11 protein-coding genes are annotated in these 20018 nt (G+C 47.6%); 9 read left to right on the top strand and 2 right to left on the bottom strand.

Going from position 1 to position 20018, the window contains the following annotated elements:
- The first annotated feature begins 101 nt into the window (after nt 1-101).
- The 7 genes from MKX75_RS27000 (at nt 102) to MKX75_RS26970 (ending at nt 9507) form a co-directional block, all read left to right on the top strand.
- Nucleotides 102-1385, top strand: a complete 1284-nt coding sequence (locus MKX75_RS27000) for a vWA domain-containing protein (protein WP_339167522.1) — start codon at nt 102-104, stop codon at nt 1383-1385.
- Nucleotides 1386-1404: 19 nt separating this feature from the next.
- Complete coding sequence (locus MKX75_RS26995; protein ID WP_062836882.1) at nt 1405-2052, top strand: hypothetical protein; 648 nt, start codon at nt 1405-1407, stop codon at nt 2050-2052.
- Nucleotides 2053-2142: 90 nt separating this feature from the next.
- Complete coding sequence (locus MKX75_RS26990; RefSeq protein ID WP_024632789.1) at nt 2143-3402, top strand: hypothetical protein; 1260 nt, start codon at nt 2143-2145, stop codon at nt 3400-3402.
- Nucleotides 3399-6590: a hypothetical protein gene (locus tag MKX75_RS26985; RefSeq protein ID WP_339167521.1), complete on the top strand. Its 3192-nt coding sequence runs from the start codon at nt 3399-3401 to the stop codon at nt 6588-6590. The genes MKX75_RS26990 and MKX75_RS26985 overlap by 4 nt, the downstream gene beginning before the upstream one ends.
- A 495-nt stretch (nt 6591-7085) precedes the next feature.
- Nucleotides 7086-7970, top strand: a complete 885-nt coding sequence (locus MKX75_RS26980) for an ABC transporter ATP-binding protein (protein ID WP_339167520.1) — start codon at nt 7086-7088, stop codon at nt 7968-7970.
- A 93-nt stretch (nt 7971-8063) separates the two neighbouring features.
- On the top strand, nt 8064-8876 hold the full coding sequence (locus MKX75_RS26975) for a (2Fe-2S)-binding protein (RefSeq protein ID WP_339167518.1): 813 nt from the start codon (nt 8064-8066) through the stop codon (nt 8874-8876).
- 151 nt (nt 8877-9027) lie between these two features.
- Complete coding sequence (locus tag MKX75_RS26970; RefSeq protein ID WP_062836886.1) at nt 9028-9507, top strand: glutathione peroxidase; 480 nt, start codon at nt 9028-9030, stop codon at nt 9505-9507.
- A gap of 109 nt (nt 9508-9616) precedes the next feature.
- Here MKX75_RS26970 and pelA read toward each other — a convergent pair whose 3' ends face one another.
- The gene (gene pelA, locus MKX75_RS26965) at nt 9617-10792 is read right to left on the bottom strand and encodes a pectate lyase (protein ID WP_339167517.1); all 1176 of its coding nucleotides are present in this window, start codon (nt 10790-10792) and stop codon (nt 9617-9619) included.
- A 461-nt stretch (nt 10793-11253) separates the two neighbouring features.
- Between pelA and MKX75_RS26960 the strand changes: the two genes are divergently transcribed.
- On the top strand, nt 11254-12615 hold the full coding sequence (locus MKX75_RS26960) for an FAD-dependent oxidoreductase (RefSeq protein WP_339167516.1): 1362 nt from the start codon (nt 11254-11256) through the stop codon (nt 12613-12615).
- 263 nt (nt 12616-12878) lie between these two features.
- Here the strand turns inward: MKX75_RS26960 and MKX75_RS26955 are convergent, their stop codons facing one another.
- Nucleotides 12879-18461: an S-layer homology domain-containing protein gene (locus tag MKX75_RS26955; RefSeq protein WP_339167515.1), complete on the bottom strand. Its 5583-nt coding sequence runs from the start codon at nt 18459-18461 to the stop codon at nt 12879-12881.
- 377 nt (nt 18462-18838) lie between these two features.
- Here MKX75_RS26955 and MKX75_RS26950 point away from each other — a divergent pair, with 377 nt between their 5' ends.
- Nucleotides 18839-19690, top strand: a complete 852-nt coding sequence (locus MKX75_RS26950; RefSeq protein WP_339167514.1) for a formate/nitrite transporter family protein — start codon at nt 18839-18841, stop codon at nt 19688-19690.
- Nucleotides 19691-20018: the final 328 nt, after the last annotated feature.

Genomic DNA, 20018 nt, shown 5'->3' with positions numbered 1-20018 from the left:
ACGCGGATCTGTTTTCCATCCAGGACACCGAATAGTTACCCGAATCAATTTTGTATTAACTCAGCCTGCTTAGGGCTGGTATGGAAAGGATGCATGTAGACATGCAGCGAAAAATTAATCTTCTCCTGGTCCTGTTCAGCCTGATTGGCGGAGCAGTCGGCTTTGCGGCAGGAGAAATCATGCTGCGTCAATGGCTTGGGGAGATGCCGCGTCTATTGCTGATGGGATTATACTTTGGCGTACTGGCGCTGAGCGTTGGATTGTTCTGTTTGATCGCAGAGATGATCTCACCCAAGCTGAATGGCGCTTCATGGAAGCTCCGGTATTTGGGACTGTCGTGGAAATTGCTTGTTCCGGCAACACTCGCTCTGTTGTTTGTTGTTGGACTCGCCCTGCAATTGCTGTATCAAATCAATCCGGGCGGTGTGAAGCAAGTGAAGGACATCGTACTCATGATCGATAACTCGGGCAGCATGAGCGAGACAGATCCGGATAACGGACGCTTTGAAGCAGCCAAGACACTGATCAGCCAAATGGAGAGTGACAAACAGGTAGCTGTCATTACATTTGATGACCAACCGCACTTGTTACAGCCGTTTATTGCGCTCGATAGTGAAGCGGCCAAAAATGAGGTTTATAGCAAAATCGATGGCATTGTTACAACTTCGGGCGGCACCAATTTTGATGCCGTGTTGCGGGAAGGCATGGAACAGATTCAGGGCAAAGACGACCCGAAACGCGGTACCGTCGTCATCTTGTTATCCGATGGCTTCAGTGAAGCGGATACGGCCGATATTTTGTCCCAATATACCAATGAACAGATATCGATCAATACGGTCGGCCTCAGCCTGGTGGACCCATCAGGTACGGATCTGCTGCGTAATATTGCCCAGCAAACGGGTGGCATGTACTATGATGTACCGGATTCCGGTGGTCTGAATCTGGCATTCCAGCAGATTTACGATACGATTGATGAACGGACGCTGGTGACGGAGCGTACAGGAATGATGGAGCATAGCGTTTATCTGGCGATTTTCCGTGTAGCAGCCGTGTTACTGATTGGCGTGGCGCTGGGTGTATCACTCGGACTCGTGTTTGATAACCGTCATCTCGCACTCAGCTTCGGTATTGGTGGTGCGGTATCGGGTCTACTGGCAGGGCTTCTGCTGGAATGGGGTCTCGACGGTTCTAACGTGGGTGATACATTCGTACGATTGGGTGCGATGCTCATTTTGTCTGGCGTACTGACCCTCTTCTCCTGGATTGTTCCGATTAAGGAGAACACGCCGCGGAAGAGCCGAGGTCGTCGTGAAGCTGGCGGCGGAACTTCTTCTGCCGAAGGGTTTGGTCAGAGACCAAGAGATACACGCAGCAAAGGATTCTAACGTCGGGAGGTCAATGGAAATGCGGTTTACGGATGCAGACCCTTCGACACCCTTGATTCGAAAACTGACACTTGCGGTGGATGAAGGACGTTGTACACTTCGCTGGCTCTGGCCGGAACGGGTAGAAGCTGTGTATGTGGAACGGCTGGAGCTGGATATGATGAGCGATGATCGTACCGGGGAAGAGCCTGCACAGGGAAAGCTGAAGCTGTACACGAGAGAGGAATATAAGGCGAGCAATGGTTACACGGATCGGATCACGGGTTTTGGTGCCATCAAGTACACAGTTTATGTGTGTCAGATGCAGGAAGATGGGCCTGTGCTGATCCGTCAACGAGACGAGGACAACATGGTGATTGCAAGCGCAGGGAAGGCGGACATCCGCTTTTCTATTCGCTACAAGAGCGGTTTTTTTCAGAAACGAAAAAGTGTATTGATCACCGTCACAGCGGAAGTACCTGTTCCAAAGGAAGCACTCTGTTATGTTCGCAAACAGGGCGGGGTTCCGCTGAATAAGGAAGATGGTACGGTGTATCCTTTTGTGAGTGATTTTGCTCCCGGAAGAAATGAGATGCCGCCCGTGGAAGTCGCCAAGGATGATTATGTGCGGTTATTCTTCACGGACGGACCGAAATATGGAGCCGCCTATCGGCTTATATCAGACTAGATAGTTGGACTAGCGATTGGAAGGTTACTCTGTCGTCGTAGTGCAAGTGTAAATCACCTTAGTCTGACTGATCAGGGGAGGGGAGTGGCTATGAGCTTTTTTAGTCGGTTTTTGAAGAGACAACAGCCGGAGGAACGTCCGCTGTTTTACGATATTGTATGCCCTTATTGTTTCAGCAAGTTTTCACCGGAAGAGGTCGTGTTCCGAGCTGCCCATCACCGCGATGATGATGAGGACTACGCGCTCGGGGAAGATGCGAAGTTGAATCGGTATCGTGAAAGGTTCGGACTCGACACGGTATTTGATATGGAGGCCGTATTGGCTCCGCATGATGTACCAGAGGAACATCGTATTTATTCCGATAACATCGTGATGGGTCTGAACGATCGATACGGTGTCGTTACACGCCGCCGGTTGTGTCCGCAATGTCATAACGAGCTGCCTGTTACGGCAGGTAAAGCACCGAGCAACATCATTTCCATTATTGGTGCGTCCCAGGTGGGTAAATCCGTCTACATGACTTCATTAATTCATACATTGCAGCATTATACGGCCGATCATTTTGACGCGGCTTGTATGCCACTGAATGCGGAGATTAGCCGCCGGTTCCGTGCGGATTATGAAGAACCGTTGTTCGAACGGGGCGATCTGCTGGATTCCACACAGAAGGAGAAGCTGCAGGAGCCGTTTATCTTCCAGTTTGTGTTCAAGGACGAAGATAAAGCGCCGCTGACTCTAGTCTTCTTTGACGTTGCGGGTGAAGGTATGGTGGAGCAGGATTATCTCGGACTTCACGGGCAGCACATCAAGAACTCGGCAGGTATCCTGTTCATGGTGGACCCGCTTCAGATTCGTTCGATTCGGGACAAAATTCGCATTAACCTCGGCAATGAGCCGGGAGAGTGGACGCCACGATACGATGAGCCGCGTGACGTGGTGCTGACGATGTTTGGAGATTTTATCGCGTATCAGGATAAAGCCAAGACCAATATTCCAACGGCTGTTGTGCTCACGAAAAGCGACATGCTGCATTCCCTCAAGGATGAAGAGGGCGATTATATCAAATCGAACAGTAACGTGTTCCGCAACATGGTGCACCGCGATTGGTTTGACTTAACCGAGTTCGAGAATATCGACGGAGAGATTCGACGTTTTATCGAGAAGGTGGACCGTCCGTTCAAGGGCACGATGGATGTGTACTTCAAGGATACAGCCTATTTCGCAGTATCTGCGCTGGGCAGCAATCCGGTGGATATGAAATTGCAGGGTGTGGTTAGCCCGATCCGCGTGGATGAACCTTTCCTGTGGCTCCTGTACAAGCTGAAGTACATTGAGGGGAGAGTGGGATGATGCGTTCTTCCGTAACCCCGCCCATTGAACAACAGTTGTATACCCGAGAGCGGCGCGGGGTGTTTCGCACAACAGAGGGGTTCGATACGGTTGCGGCATCGCCGGGACTGGACCCTTCTTTCATCAAAAAAGTGCTTCACCCCTACTGTGTCTACGACGCTCCAGCGGAGCTGACAGGCCGTAGCGAGAAGGACGAGACGAAGTTTCCGGCTTCCATTCACCTGCTTCATCTGGAGAGTGGAGAGACGATCCTTGGGCAAAATGTGTACCAGTCGGCGGATTTTACCGGGCTACGCAGCGCCTTTTTCGCTCATAATTACGTCTTGTCTCCCGAACGCTCGGAAGAGCAGATGAAGCAAGGCGGCTGGCTGGATGCCGTGTTCGCCACGTCCTATGACATCGAACAAGGTACAGTCCTGCCGGCGCTTGCTGAATTGCCCATCTCACCGGGAAGTGGTCCTGATTCATCACCAACCCAAGTGCTAAGCACCTTGAAAATGAACGAAGTGCTGTTCAAGCGTTTGCTCTACGCCGTAATGCAATCTGTGGCGACACGCAGAAAAGTATACATTGCGCTGGACCTTCCCGCAGAGGAAGTCACCGCAGGGGCCAAAGGATTGCTACGTTTGCTGTACACGGCTTTACCATACGCATTCCGGCGGCAGCTGGGATTCATGACGTTTGCCAAGGAGCCGCAGGCCAAGAAAGGCATTCACGTTCAGTTTGTAGAGCGGGGGACGTTGCGTCCGAAAGATCGGAATACGGAGAAGGATTTCACCTTTGATCTGGTATCCGGCAGAGTGACGCATGCGGATGCATCTGTGGCGAAGTTACCTTATGCGGAATTCGCTTGGGCCTTATTGCAGGAACCTGCGGCGGCGGATGCGTTCTATACGTTTGCCGATGAAATGCTATCCGGGATGGAGCCTGGAAGGGATCTTTCCATTGAAGCATATGGCGAACTTGCGGTGTTCTATGGTCTTGAACAAGGCATGGAAGACCTGTATCTGGATAACAAAAGCCAGGTCCTAAGTGGTTTGTTGACCTATCTGAAGCCGGAAGGTGGATCGCGGCAGCGTTCACGTCTGAACGAATTGTTCCTGACCTTACTCAGCCGAGAACTGGACAGTGTGAAACGCGAGAACGTACCCGAAGAAGACGTCGCTGCTCGTATTGGAGAATACTTCAGTGTTGCCGCGCCGGTGGTGCAATCCTGGATTGTTGACTATTTCATCTACGGTGTAAATAATGCCCGTGCTCAGAAGCGGATGCGTGCTGTACAGGAATTGTATGCTGTGCTGGATCGAGATCCGCAGCTAAATCGAGCTTTCTTTGATAAAGTGCTGGCCAATGAATCGCTCACCAAGCTGTTGTTCGAGCCTTATCTGGACAATCAATTGAAACGCACCGAATCGGCAGCGAACGTCGTGGAAGTGATCCGAAGATGGGTTACGTCCCATCCATCTGCGATCCACTACAGCTTCTTGCAGGAGCGGACAGCCAATGAGCTGCGTGAACGGTTATGTTCTGCGCCTAATCCGGTACAATCTGCGAATGAAGCTCTCCAGCGGGTTAGCATATTGGATCGGGTATCAGCTGATGATACCTATGATACAGGCATTACGGCACGAATAGGCCAATCTGAAGCTACAGTCCGCCCTAATCGAAAAGGGGGATCTCCGTCTGCCAGTCAAGATCCGGCATATCTGGAGGAGTTAACCCGCCTTGCAGACAAACTCGCATATGTCATTAACCTGTTTATGATTCAGGATCTGGATCTGGAACGGGTTAACCGTGAGCAGCTGTTAAGCATTGATATTTTGCAGCATGGCAATGAAGTTCGGGATTGGGCAGCACGTCAGGGCTCTGATGTATCTGCTCGAACGAACATGATGCTGGCTGCGAGAGCATGGCTTAGTGGCGAGGGGAATGAAGAAGAGGCATTGGAGGCACTTTCCCTGGCAGAACGCAATGAACTTCAACGCTGGACGCGTCGCTGGCTTGCCGGAGAGCTGCAGACTCATCCAGGGATCGCGGCATATGAAGCTTTGCCGATGGCCTTCTACCGGGGAGGAAGCGGCAGCAATCGGTTGGATTATCCTGGCCTGATTGAATTCATCCGCACCAATGCAAGTCGTGCTGAAGGGCTGTATCCATTCTTCGAGTGGTCAGGAGATCATCGAATGTTTGTCCGGGGTCCCAATGCGCATAAAGGATATGCGGATGCGATCGTGGCGTACTTCAAAGCCCATGACCGTGAAGCTTTCAAGTCGAAGTCGGCTTTCAAACCGTATTATGCGAGAGCGAGCAAGACAATGAAGCCGGTCTATGACCGTGCCAAGACAGAACTGTCATCCCCACTGGTGCGGATGCTAACGGGTAAAAGGAAGAATCTGTTTGGATTAATTCTCTTGATCCTGGTTCTGGGTATTGCTGGCGGTACATATGCATGGATGAATAATTCTGTGGAGCCGCCAGTGGCATCCCCACCATCTACCGAAGAGCCTGGCATTCCGGCTGAACCTGAGGTACAGCTCGCGGAGCAGATTGCTTATATGATTCCTGCGACTGAACAGGAGGGTACGGAATCCGCTACTCAACTGGTGATCCGTTTCAGGAATGAAACGGGAAGTACTGAGTTTGAGCAAGGCTCGCTGCAATTGACGATGAAAGATGGCAGCACGCAGGAGTTGGATGCTACAGGTAAGTGGGAGAGCTTTAATCGGAATGAAGAGCCTGATACCCAAGAACCCTCCGATGGTGGTTCAGGAAGTACTTCCGAAGAAAGCACGGATGGTTCCTCAGCGGGAAACGCGGGGAACGCAGAGCAGACGGAGAATGGCGATCAGCAGGCAGATTCAGCCACGCCGGGTGATGCCACTTCAGATCCTACTACTGATGCAACAACGGATACAGGGACGAATGCATCGTCCAATACTGCGAGTGGAGACACCGATCAAGGTACCGACCAAGATGCAGGTTCGACATCGCCTGATACATCTGTATCCAATGAACAGGATACGGATGCGACCACTTCTGCACAGATGTCTATTGGAGAGGTGGATCGCCTCTATCCGTATGGATTGCAGATTGATCTTCCAGCGGATATCGATGCCGAGAGCATTGCCAGTGTGCAGAGCACTCAGGGCGGGATGACGTTAATCCAATTGATGCCGCAGCCTAATTAAGCTGTAAATCATATTATTTGAGCGTGTTGCATAGATTCATTGAGTGCCTTTTGACCACATAATGAAAAATGCTGACTTCATACCTTATTAAACGAGCGTATGTGAGATGACCTTGAATTCTAGATTCAAGGTCATCTTTTTTTATTTGATATGGCGGATACAGCCATTGCATGAAAATAATTCAGTCATTCACAATTCGGACACATAATTTGCGATTCAAGAGCTCGAAAGAATGTCAGAAGTGGTGAAGTGCGCGGAATGAATGAGAAAAGCTCTCATATGTAATCGGAAAAAGAGCAACATCTCTGCTTCAAAAAGATCGAATAAAGCTCGAAAAAAGCAGAAGATTTGGTTTTTTATGTTGACAAATGATAATGATTATCAGTATCTTTAGTGTATAAGATTTTTGCGCCGGAAATACTCAGAATTACAATTTCGTTTTCGTTGTCGATAGCCGGATTACATAACCGGGATAAATGAGAGAGGGATGATCGCATGTTTCGTCTGGAGACGACCAAGCTGGATATCGCTTATGAGGAAAGACTAATTGTAGAGGATCTGAATATTCAGATTCCCCAAGGAAAAATTACAGCACTTGTTGGAGCCAATGGTTCAGGGAAGTCAACCATCCTGAAAACGATGGCACGTATTATGGCTCCAAAAGCAGGTAGTGTATTGCTCGACGGGAAGTCCATCCATAAACAGTCCACGCGTGAAGTTGCCAAGCAGCTTGCGATTTTGCCACAGAACCCGACAGCCCCTGAAGGACTTACGGTTACTGAACTGGTATCCTACGGACGTTTTCCTTATCAAAAAGGATTTGGTTCCATGCGTCCTGAAGATAAACGCATGATTGAATGGGCTATTGAAGTAACAGCCATGACCGAATTCCATGATCGTCCAATTGATCAACTGTCCGGTGGACAGCGTCAACGTGCCTGGATTGCCATGGCACTTGCTCAAGAAACGGACATCCTTTTCCTGGACGAGCCGACAACGTTCCTGGATATGGCTCACCAGCTGGAAGTACTGCAATTGCTTGAGCAGTTGAATGCCACAGCCAACCGTACCATTGTTATGGTTGTACATGACTTGAATCATGCTTCCCGTTATGCACATCACATGATTGGTATCAAAAAAGGTAAAGCCATTGCTCATGGTTCACCTGTGGAAGTTATGAACTCGGATGTGCTTCGTGAAGTATTCAACATTGAAGCAGATATCGTGATTGATCCGCGTTCGGGTGTACCACTCTGCTTGCCTTACGCGCTTGCAGGTGAACGCCAACAAGCGAAGCCGCCGGAACAAATGGTCATGAACAGTGCGATGGTTCATGCTGGAGGACGGACAGAACCACGTGTTCAAGCGACAGGAAGTTAACGAAATGGGCCATATGTGGTCCTTACATTATAGAATGAAGCCGCTGTGCATAATGCACGCGGCTCATTCGCATTCATGGGAGGTTTGCAACCAATGGGAGCAATCAACTACACGTGGTTAGAGCAATATGGACGTATAACGACCGGTCCGGTTAACGAACCGGTTTTTGGCATGCCTTTGACATTGTTGAGACATCCGGAGGACGCAAAGCTTATGCTCGAAGCCTATAATGAGCACCTGCGTGCAGATTCCCTTCGCTCTGCTGCCGTATATTTCATGCACTCTGTTCGCGGTTTGGTGCTCGGTATTCACTACATGACGTCCATGTGTGATGCGTCGTTGAATATATCGCTGGAGAATATCCATTTGCAGTTGGAGGTTCAGGAAGGGCGTCCTGTACTCCATTTTCAACTTGTAGATGCAACCGAGCATGTCCATCCTGGATCAGTCATCAACGGTGTTGAAGATGCATCCCACTGGCGGAATGAGTTGCTTACAGCATATTACGGTGAACAACTGCACCCAATAATTGAAGGAGTGGCCCTTGCCGGAGAAGCAAACACGGGACAGATGTGGGCACAGCTTGCATCCATCCTGAGATGGTTCAAGACGACAGTGGTAAAGATGGACATTACGGACTCGGAACGAGAAGCTGTAATCCAGGGATATGAGCATGTCATTGCCTTGCCACCGGAGATTCTGGGGTTACGCAAGAATATGCTGTCCTTCAAACCGGTCGAGATTGCTAATCCCCATCAACCGGGAGAGACCATGCTAATGAAGCCGACATGCTGCCTGCACTATCAGGTGTACGGTGGGCAGAACTACTGTTACAGCTGTCCCAAACTGACCAAGGCCGAACGGCAAGAGCGGTACGATGCGATTGTGGCTGCCAAGTCAGGTTGAAGTGAGTCGGGGCAAAGGGATATGGGGAGATCCGAGATTTGGTAATCGCATCAGATCAGGTTTATAATAATAAGACAGGCTGTAGGTTCATTGGTTATGCCAACGTGCTCGCAACAGTCCAAACCAACATATGTCATGGGAGGAATCAGTCATGTCCGTATATTCATATCAGGCGGTAACTACCGCGAATCAAGAAGTCTCACTGGATCTGTATCAAGGTAAAGTATTGGTCATTGCCAATACAGCCAGCAAGTGTGGACTGACCCCGCAATACGGTGAATTGCAAAAGCTCTACGATCGTTATCGCGATCAAGGCTTGGTTGTACTGGGTTTCCCTTGTAACCAGTTTGGAGGGCAGGAGCCAGGTACAAGTGAGGAAGCCGAATCATTTTGCCAGATTAACTATGGTGTGAATTTCCCGGTGTTTGCCAAGGTAGATGTGAATGGTGAGGAAACACATCCTCTATTCCAATACCTGAAGGAGCAACAACCCGGCGTAGGCGAAACAAGCGACATCCAATGGAACTTTACCAAGTTCCTTGTTAACCGTGAAGGTGAAGTGGTAGGTCGTGTTGAACCGAAAGAATCTCCGGAGACCATGATCGCAGACATCGAGAAATTACTCGGTTAATACATGAATGTTGAGAAGCCTATCCTTGCATACACGAGGATAGGCTTTTTTAATTGTCGTCGTATACGACGTGGCTTCAGCTCTCAGTAGGTAGAGGTTGGTTCCAGGATCAAGGCAATGGCTTGCTTAGCGTGTAATAGCCTTGATCAGAGGCCAGCTTAAGCAGGTTACGAGCATAGCTTCCGGCCCAAGAGTAGCCGTGTCTGCGTTCCTCACTGATATCCAGAATGTTCATATACTTCATTCCATCTCGATCCGCGTAGAAAGGCACATCTTCTTCCACGTTATAGAAGCGGTACCAGATCACACTTCCCGCATCCGGTTCAAAATACACGGGTCCTTGCCGGTTATACTTGGTGCCAATCTCTCGCACTGTATCGAACCAACGCAGAGCCCCTTTCGCAGCTCGTTCAATCTCGGGAGTCTGGGGCCTGGACATGAGAAAAGCAGTAATCGCCACGGACTCTGATCCCGACTTGGAGGCTAGTTCATACGCTCTGCCCGGCACAGGAGCGTAGGTCACAGGATCATGCTGCGCACCCCAAACGGTGGGCTGACCATCATTGATAATTTGCGCTTTCAGCGTATAATCAATTCCTTTGTCCAGAGCTTTCTTGAGCTTGCTGCGGTCATTGGTGGTCAATATATCGTTGTTAAAGCCACTTCTTCGCTCAACCATATCATCTAGCAAAACCATTGTTTGCACCATGGCATTGTCGTTGTAAGTCACCGCGTCGGAGTAATTACTGCGTTTGGGATAGACCTGAGGCCATCCGCCGGACGGATATTGGGAGACCAGGATAAAGTTCACCGCTTTACGAACACTGTTCTTAAAGGCCAGATTGCCTGTTTTCTCATACATGTCTGCCAGGAAGCGGATTTCGGAAGTTGTTGCATCATTATCAAACGTACCAAGTTCAATGCCATTTGGGTCTTTCCAGCCTGATCGTGCTGTTACACCATCCCAAGGGGCTGCATATTGCTCTCCCATGTCTTTGTAAAATCCACCGTGGGGCATTTGCCACGAAACGATATTTAGGGCATAGGCCGTATCTTTGACCAGATCGCCAGTTGCAAAATGACTGACATCCCTAAACTTTTGAAGCAGCGAAGACACATCGGCACCTGCTGGGAGTTTGGAGGACAGAACCTCCGTTTTAATCGTAACGGGTGGAGATTCGGCAGAAGCTGCAGTAGAGGAAGTGGCTAATCCAGTTGTCATCATAGTGATGGCAAGCGTAACGGGAACCATGCGGAATACGACAGGCATTGAACGTTTCTTCAAATGAACGCCTCCTGAATGAAATGGGATTTGGTTGTTAATTTACATAAAATCCATTTATAGGATTGATATTATTGTAAGCGCTTACCAATTTAAAAATCAACCCTGTAATTAAAATTGAAGCCATTTATTTTTTGTACAAGTAAATCATGAATGCAGGGAACGCTTCTAACTTTATATGTCCATACAGGGAACGCGGAAGCCTTTGCATAGCATAAATTGACTCGAATCCGGGGAAAATGAAATCAATAAAATGAAGGGAAGAAAGGCTTGAATACAGGGAAATCACCTCTTTCGACAAACTTTTTTTGCTCAACCTATTGCAATGTGAAAAAGATCACATTATAATGAGTGTATAAAGTGAAATAAATCACATACACAGTGTCGATTAAGAAGTGAAATATTTCACAACTAAAACAACCTTATATTCAAACTCATTTATATATTTCGAGGAGGAACTTTTAATGAAAATCGCAGTTATCGGATGTACACACGCAGGGACCGCAGCCATCGTAAACACCGCCAAATTGTACCCGGATGCTACCATCACGGTGTATGAGCGCAATGACAATATCTCCTTCCTATCTTGTGGCATTGCGCTCTACGTAGGTGGAGTTGTGAAAGACCCTGACGGTTTGTTCTATTCTTCGCCTAATCAATTGGCAGATCTCGGCGTTGTAACCAAGATGCTTCATGAAGTTACAGCAGTTGATGCCAAGGGTCATACCCTTCGGGCTAAAAACCTGCAAACCGGGGAAGAATTTGAAGATACGTTTGACAAACTGATCGTGACAACGGGTTCGTGGCCTGTCGTTCCGAAGCTTGAAGGCATCGAGATGGACAACATTTTACTTTGCAAAAACTACAATCATTCCAACACAATTATTGAAAAAGCCAAAGATGCCAAACGTGTTACCGTTGTGGGTGCAGGATATATCGGGGTTGAACTGGTTGAGGCGTTCCAGATGAACGGCAAGGAAGTTACCCTGATCGACAGTGTGGACCGGATTTTGAACAAATACCTGGACCCTGAATTCACGGATGCAATCGAAGAAACGTTGACTGGACGCGGCATCAAGTTGGCTCTCGGTCAAACGGTACAGAAATTTACTGGAGAGAATGGCAAAGTGACTAAGGTAATCACGTCCAAAGGGGAGTTTGAAACCGATCTGGTTATTCTGTGCATTGGTTTCCGTCCAAATACCGAATTACTCAAAGGTCAAGTGGATATGCTGTCGAACGGCGCAATCGTCGTGGATAAATATATGCAAACCAGTCAAAAAGATGTTTTCGCTGCGGGTGATAGCTGTGCTATTCATTACAACCCGACAGGTAAAGCCGCGTACATTCCATTGGCGACTAACGCTGTGCGGATGGGTACACTGGTAGCTCGCAACCTGGTTCGTCCTACGACACCGTATATGGGTACGCAAGGCACATCGGGTATCAAAATTTATGAGCAAAATATCGCGGGTACAGGCATGACGGAAATGTCTGCTGCTGAAGAAGGTCTGATTGTGGAAGCTGTTGTACTGGAAGACAGTTACCGTCCGGAGTTCATGCCAACGGCTGAGAAACTGTTGCTTAAAGTGGTATATGAGCAGGCAACTCGTCGGATCGTCGGAGCACAGGTGATGTCTCAGGTTGATCTGACCCAATCGATTAATACGATCTCGGTCTGCATCCAAAACAACATGACCGTAGATGAGCTGGCCTTCATCGACTTCTTCTTCCAGCCACATTACAACAAACCGTGGAACTTCCTGAACACGGCGGGTCTGCAAGCATTGCCACCAGTAGAAGTAAAAGCACCAGCAATGGTGTAAGGAAGCAAAGTCGAAGCTAAGCAGCATGATATATAACAGGTCAAGAGAATGGATTACGAATCAAAATAGATGATTATCAAGACGTGAAGAAGACTGGCGAATATATCGTCAGTCTTCTTCTTTTGTGTGTGGACTGTTGCTGTTTGTATTGCAGCTAGATTACCTAAATAATATGAAAGTGTACATAACGCAAAAGTTGGCCAAATAAATAAGACCAGCCCACTCTTATGAAGTGGGCCGATCTTCGAACTAGCTCATAATCTTTAGATTAGATCGGATTTGCTTAATAGGCGCTGAATCAGAGTTGCTACCTCTGCACGGGTCACATTGGCTTTTGCTGCAAGCTGACCATCACTACGTCCGCTGATGAGGCCTGCCTTAGCCGTCAGTGCAATGTTACCCTTCGCCCAATTGCCAGCATTAGCGCTATCCTTAAATGCAGAGAGAATCTCGTTAGCATCCAGATTAGCATACTGGTCTGCAAGACCGGTCAACTTCATCGCTCTCGCGATTAATGTCATGGCCTGTTCCCGTGTAATTGTGTCATTCGGACGGAACGTACCATCCTCGAAACCGTTAATCAATTCGTAGGAAGCCGCGGTCTGAACCGCACTGGAATACCAATCCTTCGTAGTGACATCCCGGAATGGTTGTGGACCTTCACCCAGCTTGAGACCCAAACCACGTACGATGATGGCTGCAAACTCAGCCCGTGTAATCGCTTTGTCTGGATTGAAGGTAGTATCGTTGACACCCTGGATGACCATCCGGGAGCCCATATCATTTACCGCATCTTTCGCCCAATGATTCTCCACATCCGCAAATGTTAGCGGGTTCCATACAATCCCGTACGTGCTGTTCGTTAAACTGTTAATCTCGGCATAAAATGTTCCTTTATCCAAGATAACTTTAGTGGGTACATGTCGTACTGTTCCGTCAGGCTCTACGACAATCCCGGTAGTAATCTTATTCGGATCGATCTCGGCTGACAATGCAATTCTGCGTTCAACGTATGCGTTGAACTTCGTGATTTCAGTTGTTTGGCCGTTGTATTCACCAGATACGGTGAAATCAACAGGTGAGGCAACGAGTGTAAAATCACCTTGAGCTGCTGCATTCACTGCAACCTGATTCATGGTATCGGAAGATTTGGCTATCGTAATACGAACCACGATATCTTCCAGTTTCAGACCGTTGCCGAGACTTTCGGCAAGAGCATCAATGTTAATTTCTGAAGCAGGGAGCGTATAACTCGCCTGATCTGTCTGGAGAACCAGCGTTGCAGACAGACGTTCCATGTTTTTCACCGACTGGCCGTTCAACTCGCCAACGATGACATTGGAGGATGATTTAACCGGAATGGTGACGATTGCCCGAGGGCCTTCGGCATCCAGTTTCGCTTGTAACTTCACCGGATCAACGATAAGTACCGTGGTTTTAACACCATTGGCTTCTGTTGTTTTCATCTTCCCTGCATTTTCAGTTTTGCCGTTGACGATAATGATGACATCTTCGTCACTTGCATTGGTATTACTATTGTTACCGTTATTGGTATTCGGATTCGTCGTGCTGTTTCCCCCTGAAGGCGGAGAGACGACGGGAACATCAGGATTATTGGTCCCTGGTGCAGGCTCATTCGTTACTACAGATGAAGTCCATCCGAATTTTACAATCTTGCCTTCAGCATCTACTTCGGCAACAGCGATTTTATCTCCGTTTGCTGCGTTGATTAGACCATTGTTCGGCCAGTTTTCGTAGCCTGTAGCTACATCACCAATAGCTGGCACGTTGATATTTCCGGTACCGAAGTTTTTATAAACGAAACGATGTCCAATAGCCTGAATTGTAGGGGTTACTGTAATGAGTGTTTTTCCGTCATTTGTTGACCCGCTAGGATCAACAGCGACCACGATCAGGTCGGTTGCAAGATTCGCTGTGAAGTGAAGTGTTTTCTCCGTCCCGGCTGGAACTGAACCACTCGCAGCCACACGCACCTTAACTGTGTGTTCACCACTGAGATCCGGTGTATTAGAGCCGTTAAAGTGGACAAAGGCTCCATTGTCGATTTGATATTCCATGGTAGTGTCCAAACCGATAATGGTGTTGTTCTGGTCATCCGCAGTGACATTCGGTGCAGCAGGGACCGATGCACTGGAACCTACAGTCACTGGTGTTTCTGATGATGCAAACGTAGAGGAGGTTGCTTTTGTACGAACATAATACGTATTTGGCTCCAATCCTGTAACTGTTGTGTCATAGATAGTTGTCCATACGCCGTTGATGTCTTTTTTGTATTCCATTTGATCAGTTACATTCGTAAGGGTTCCATCATGAGCGCCGTTTGATGTTTCATCGGTCTTGCCGACTTCTGTTGGAGCCGCAGGGCGCGATGGAATGACGAGTGTTTGAACTGAGCTATCTGTAGTCGTGGTGCCATTGCCTGTTTTCACGATAGACAATGTGGTTCCGATCCAGCTGTTGTCGATCGTAATCTGACCTGAACCATCTGCAACAGCACTTGCTCCGTTGATGGAATATGGAGCGTTAGGCACGAGTCCTGTCAGCTGCTCATCTGCATAGCTGATGACAGCCTCCGGTGTCGTTTCCGGTGTAGCAGACGCCGAACCAATGGTCACGGGCGCTTCGGCCGATGCAAATGCAGAAAAGGTTGCTTTGATACGCACATAGTATAGATCTGGTGTGAGAGCTGTAATCGTAGTGTTATCAATAGATGTCCATGAACCGTTGACGTCTTGTTTGTACTCCATCTGATCCGTGACATTGGTGATTGTTCCATCATTCGCTCCATCAAAGGTTTCATCCGTCTTGCCGATTCCGGATGGAGTCGCAGGACGAGATGGAATGACCAATGTTTGAGCGGAGCTGTCTATAGTTGTGGTGCCATTGCCTGTCTTCACAATGGACAGCGTGGTTCCGATCCAACTGTTGTCGATCGTAATGTGACCTGAACCATCTGCAACAGTATTAGCTCCGTTGATTGAATATGCAGCATTAGGAACGAGTCCTGTCAGTTGCTCATCTACATAGCTGATGACAGTGGCTGGTGTCGTTTCCTGTGTTGCGGACGTTGAACCAACTGTCGCCGGGGTTTCTGCAGAAGCAAATGCAGAGGGGGTCGCCTTTGTACGAACATAATACGTACCTGGCTCAAGTCCTGTAACCGTTGTGTTTGTGATAGCTGTCCATGCACCGTTGATGTCTTGTTTGTACTCCATCTGATTCGTTACATTTGTAATCGTTCCATCATGAGCGCCGTTCGATGTTTCATCCGTCTTGCTAACGCCAGTTGGAGCTGCAGGACGAGCTGGTATGACCAATGTTTGAGCTGAACTATCTGTAGTTGTGGTACCATTTCCCGTTTTCACGATGGACAACGTGGTTCCGATCCAACTGTTGTCGATAGTGATGTGACCTGAACCATCTGCGACAGCATTAGCTCCGTTAACGGAGTATACAGCATTAGGAACGAGTCCTGTTAATTTCTCATCTACATAGCTGATTACAGCAGCTGGTGTCGTTTCTAGTGTAGCTGTACGGTTCACCGTTACTGCATAATATTTCACGGTTGTGTTGTCGGCTGCCGTCACCTTAATGTATGCAGTGGTAGCTCCACCTGCCGTGAGCGGGATCGTTGAGTTTCCTGTAACTCCACCAGTGGAATAGTCACTGTTGCTGAACAACTCCATCTTAGCTTGATTGTCTGCAAGTACAAGATCGGCTAGTCCCAGTGTTGAGGTTGTGTTAGGCACGTTAATGGTCCAGCTAACCGCTGTCCCAGATGTCGTTCCATCTCCGCCTCCTGGAGCACTGTCAGTCTGTCCAAGTACATTTGTTAGACCCGTGTTATTGCTACCCGGTGCAGCACTTCCAAATACAATCCTTGCGTTGTCGTTACCTGCAATATAGAAATTACCATCATGATAATAAACGGTGTTTAAACCGTTTCCTACTATGCCCAGTGTATTCTCATCGTACGGTGTCCAGTTCAACAAATCTGAGGATGAATACATCATATAATGTTCAAAAAGTCTGCCATCAATATCATATTCATTCAAAGTACCTACAGCTACGTAGATACCATCTCCATATGCGATTGATTTTAAATTAACTGAATTGACATTATCAACGTTATGTTTGGTCCACGTTGAGCTGGTGTTCAAGACACCTGTCGTTTCTAACATGATAGGAAACGAATAATCATCTGATCCGACAATTACATATTTTCCATCTACATAGATGATGTCATTTAACGCGTAATATTTTTTATGAACTTCATCATTGGAATCAATGATCTGGTTCCAATTCAATCCATTTGCATCAGACTTCCAGATTACTCCGTAACCTGTTGCGATATATGCACCGTTAACATACTTCACATTAAATATATCTCTATATGGAAGTGCGATGTTTGTGCCCTTCGTCCAAGATAATCCGTCAACGGAGTTGAGCGTATTACCCGTATCAGTTACTGCAAGAAATCCTCCACTTGCACCATAGGTCAGCGCTACTACTCTGCCCGTTACACCGGTGGGAAGATTGCTGAGCGTCCAATGTTCACCATCGGCGGATACCCCAATTTTTTTACCTATGGCGACAAAAGTGTTATTGCCGTAAGCAACTTTGGAAAAAGCCTCTGTAGGAAGAAACTGACTATTTGTACTTAGATGCTCCCAATCGCTAGCCGAATTCAACATAAGGCCATCTGTTGTATCACTTCCATAGAGTGAATCACCGACAACGACCCAGTTGCTACCGTTATAAGCGATGCCCTGCAGATTTCCCGCGATTTTTTTCCAATCGGATTTGTCCGCGGTGACGACAAGGCTGTTAGGAGCCGAGGTGACAAGAACCATACCCGTTCCATTCGAAGCTGCAGATTGGATGATCATATTGGTTACTTTGAGTTCTGGGGTCCAATTGACGCCGTTATCTGTGGATGAATCCAGTTTACCCGATGTACCGAAACGATAGAGTGTCCCGCCATCTTTCAGTACGCCGAATGTACCATTATAGGAGGAGTCGGCTGTAAACGTTATCCCGTCACTACTGGAGTAGCCATTTGTTTGGCTTTCAAGCATGTGAAGCTTACCGTTGTAGACAGCGAACCCTCCCAAGTCATAGTTGCCTTTGAATCCGTTCGTCCAGCTTGTCCCGTTACTGGAGTAGGCATATCCGCCTAATACGTTACCTCCAACAACATATCTGCCAGAAATATAGGCCAGGTCCATCAAATAAAAGGGGGTGCTTGTTGTGTTACTTGGTGGCCAAATTTTTGGTACAGTACTCCATAACGTCCATGTCACCCCATCCGAAGATGAATAGATAATGCCGACATCTTGCGCTCGGTCACTGGCATGCCATTTTCCACCAACAGCATAAAAATTGCTGTTAACATAAACGACTTTTTGCAAAATGTCACCATTAATTCCCGATGATTTGTCAACCCAAGTTTCGCCATCAGACGAAACGATCAATCTTGCTTTATTGGGAGTAGATTCCACCCCGACTGCGACATATACATTGTTTGCATACACGAGGCTTCTCCATGATGTTTTTTCGTTAGAAACTCCTGTATTCACTACAGCCCAGTTTAATCCATCTGTGGACTGAACAATACGCCCCTTTTCACCCACTGCGGTGTATTTCCCGTTAGCATAAACGACGTTTACCAGATTACGATCAACGTTGTTATTGACTGCGGACAGTATATTCACATTTCCGTTAGCGGAAGCATGATCTTGGGGAAGAAGGACATTAGGGAGAACCAGAGTGAATATCAAAGCATACATCATAACTGTTCTCCAGCGTAAAGAATGTTTGAACATGTTTAAACCTCCTATTGTCCGTAGATATCCTATGAAATGACCTACAGAACATCATTTTGATGACGTACACAACATGGAACTGTTTCTGACCCACTTCCGACCCTGCCCAACAGATATAAATTCAATATGTGTGCCTATTATACAAATTGATTCTGAACAAATTCTGAGCAATTTCCTTCATATGTATAAGCTTCTATAACAGTCGCATTTGCCAGAAAACTATAATTTAAAAAGCTTCTTTATAAACAACATTGTGATAATTTGCACAAAGTTTTGAATAGGACCAAGATACAATTAGGATATGGCATTCAACGCAAAACTAATGAATTTCAGGTGGTTTTATCCAATGATGAACAATGAAGGAGAGGATGAGTGATATGGCAGCAAAAACACCTCTTGAGGTTGCACAATATACGGCGCAAACAGGCATGAAAAAGGCTCAATACCCGGTATCTTCTGTACTGGTGCTCAGTTTTCTGGCAGGGGCTTTTATCGCGTTAGGATTTCTACTGGATATTCGGGTGATTGCATCTGCTCCGGCAGAGTGGGGAAGTCTAGTCAATCTGATTGGAGCAGCGGTGTTCCCAGTGGGATTAATCATGGTACTCATTGGTGGTGGTGAGTTGCTGACAGGTAACATGATGGCAGTTCCACTCGCGACGATTGCTCGAAAGTTATCCGTAGGTAATATGTTGAAAAATCTAACCTTAGTGACGATGGGTAACTTTGTTGGAGCTTTGTTTGTCGCATACGCATTTGGACATGTGCTCGGTCTGACCGGAGAGGGTGTATATCTGGCGAAAGTGGTGGATATGGCTGGGCATAAGCTACATGACGGCTTCTTGCAAGCTTTTATCTCCGGCATCGGCTGTAACTGGCTGGTTGCGCTGGCGGTGTGGCTATCTTATGCATCAGATACAATGAGTGGCAAGGTACTGGGCATTTGGTTTCCAACGATGGCATTTGTGGCCATTGGATTCCAGCACGTTGTGGCCAATATGTTTCTGATTCCGGCGGCAATCTTCGAAGGGTATTATTCATGGGGACAATACGTCATGAATTTCATTCCAGTATGGCTCGGGAATCTGACTGGGGGAGCTCTGTTCGTAGCTGCAGCCTATTGGGTGGTGTACCTGCGTCAAGCTGAGCCGAAAGTGAAGCGGGAGATAGCGACGTCGAACGAAGCTGTCGAGACGGAGGCAAGAGCAATGTGGAGCAAACAGGCATAGCGGGCACAGCGCAGTATATATGCACCTTATAGTAGAAGTGAAGACGATTCTGATCTTGCTCGGTTCATGGCGAATATGCTGTGATGGAGCAGGGCGGGATCGTTTTTTGTATGGGGACTGATTGGAGTTTAACGCAAAATAAATTCGCCATGACAAGGTTCGGGGGAACGAAACCTGTTCATGGCGAATTTCGGGAGTGGTCCATGATATGGCATGAGGAGGAAGTGGGGAAACACTAGCCTAATGCCTTATTTTTAATTTACCCCTGAATTCTAAAGTTGAATCAAACGATAAAACATTTTTTTGAAAATAATTTTAATCCGCTATA

It is taken from the genome of Paenibacillus sp. FSL R5-0341, from assembly GCF_037975235.1.
Classification (GTDB): Bacteria; Bacillota; Bacilli; order Paenibacillales; family Paenibacillaceae; genus Paenibacillus; species Paenibacillus amylolyticus_A.
Note: the sequence above shows the minus strand (reverse complement) of the source record. Positions and strands in the feature narration are given on the sequence as shown.

Coding starts and splice junctions, on each gene's coding strand:
- MKX75_RS26975 (WP_339167518.1), top strand. CDS start 8,064: ATGGGAGCAATCAACTACACGTGGTTAGAGCAATATGGACGTATAACG.
- MKX75_RS26970 (WP_062836886.1), top strand. CDS start 9,028: ATGTCCGTATATTCATATCAGGCGGTAACTACCGCGAATCAAGAAGTC.
- MKX75_RS26955 (WP_339167515.1), bottom strand. CDS start 18,461: ATGTTCAAACATTCTTTACGCTGGAGAACAGTTATGATGTATGCTTTG.
- MKX75_RS26950 (WP_339167514.1), top strand. CDS start 18,839: ATGGCAGCAAAAACACCTCTTGAGGTTGCACAATATACGGCGCAAACA.
- MKX75_RS27000 (WP_339167522.1), top strand. CDS start 102: ATGCAGCGAAAAATTAATCTTCTCCTGGTCCTGTTCAGCCTGATTGGC.
- MKX75_RS26985 (WP_339167521.1), top strand. CDS start 3,399: ATGATGCGTTCTTCCGTAACCCCGCCCATTGAACAACAGTTGTATACC.
- MKX75_RS26980 (WP_339167520.1), top strand. CDS start 7,086: ATGTTTCGTCTGGAGACGACCAAGCTGGATATCGCTTATGAGGAAAGA.
- MKX75_RS26995 (WP_062836882.1), top strand. CDS start 1,405: ATGCGGTTTACGGATGCAGACCCTTCGACACCCTTGATTCGAAAACTG.
- MKX75_RS26960 (WP_339167516.1), top strand. CDS start 11,254: ATGAAAATCGCAGTTATCGGATGTACACACGCAGGGACCGCAGCCATC.
- MKX75_RS26990 (WP_024632789.1), top strand. CDS start 2,143: ATGAGCTTTTTTAGTCGGTTTTTGAAGAGACAACAGCCGGAGGAACGT.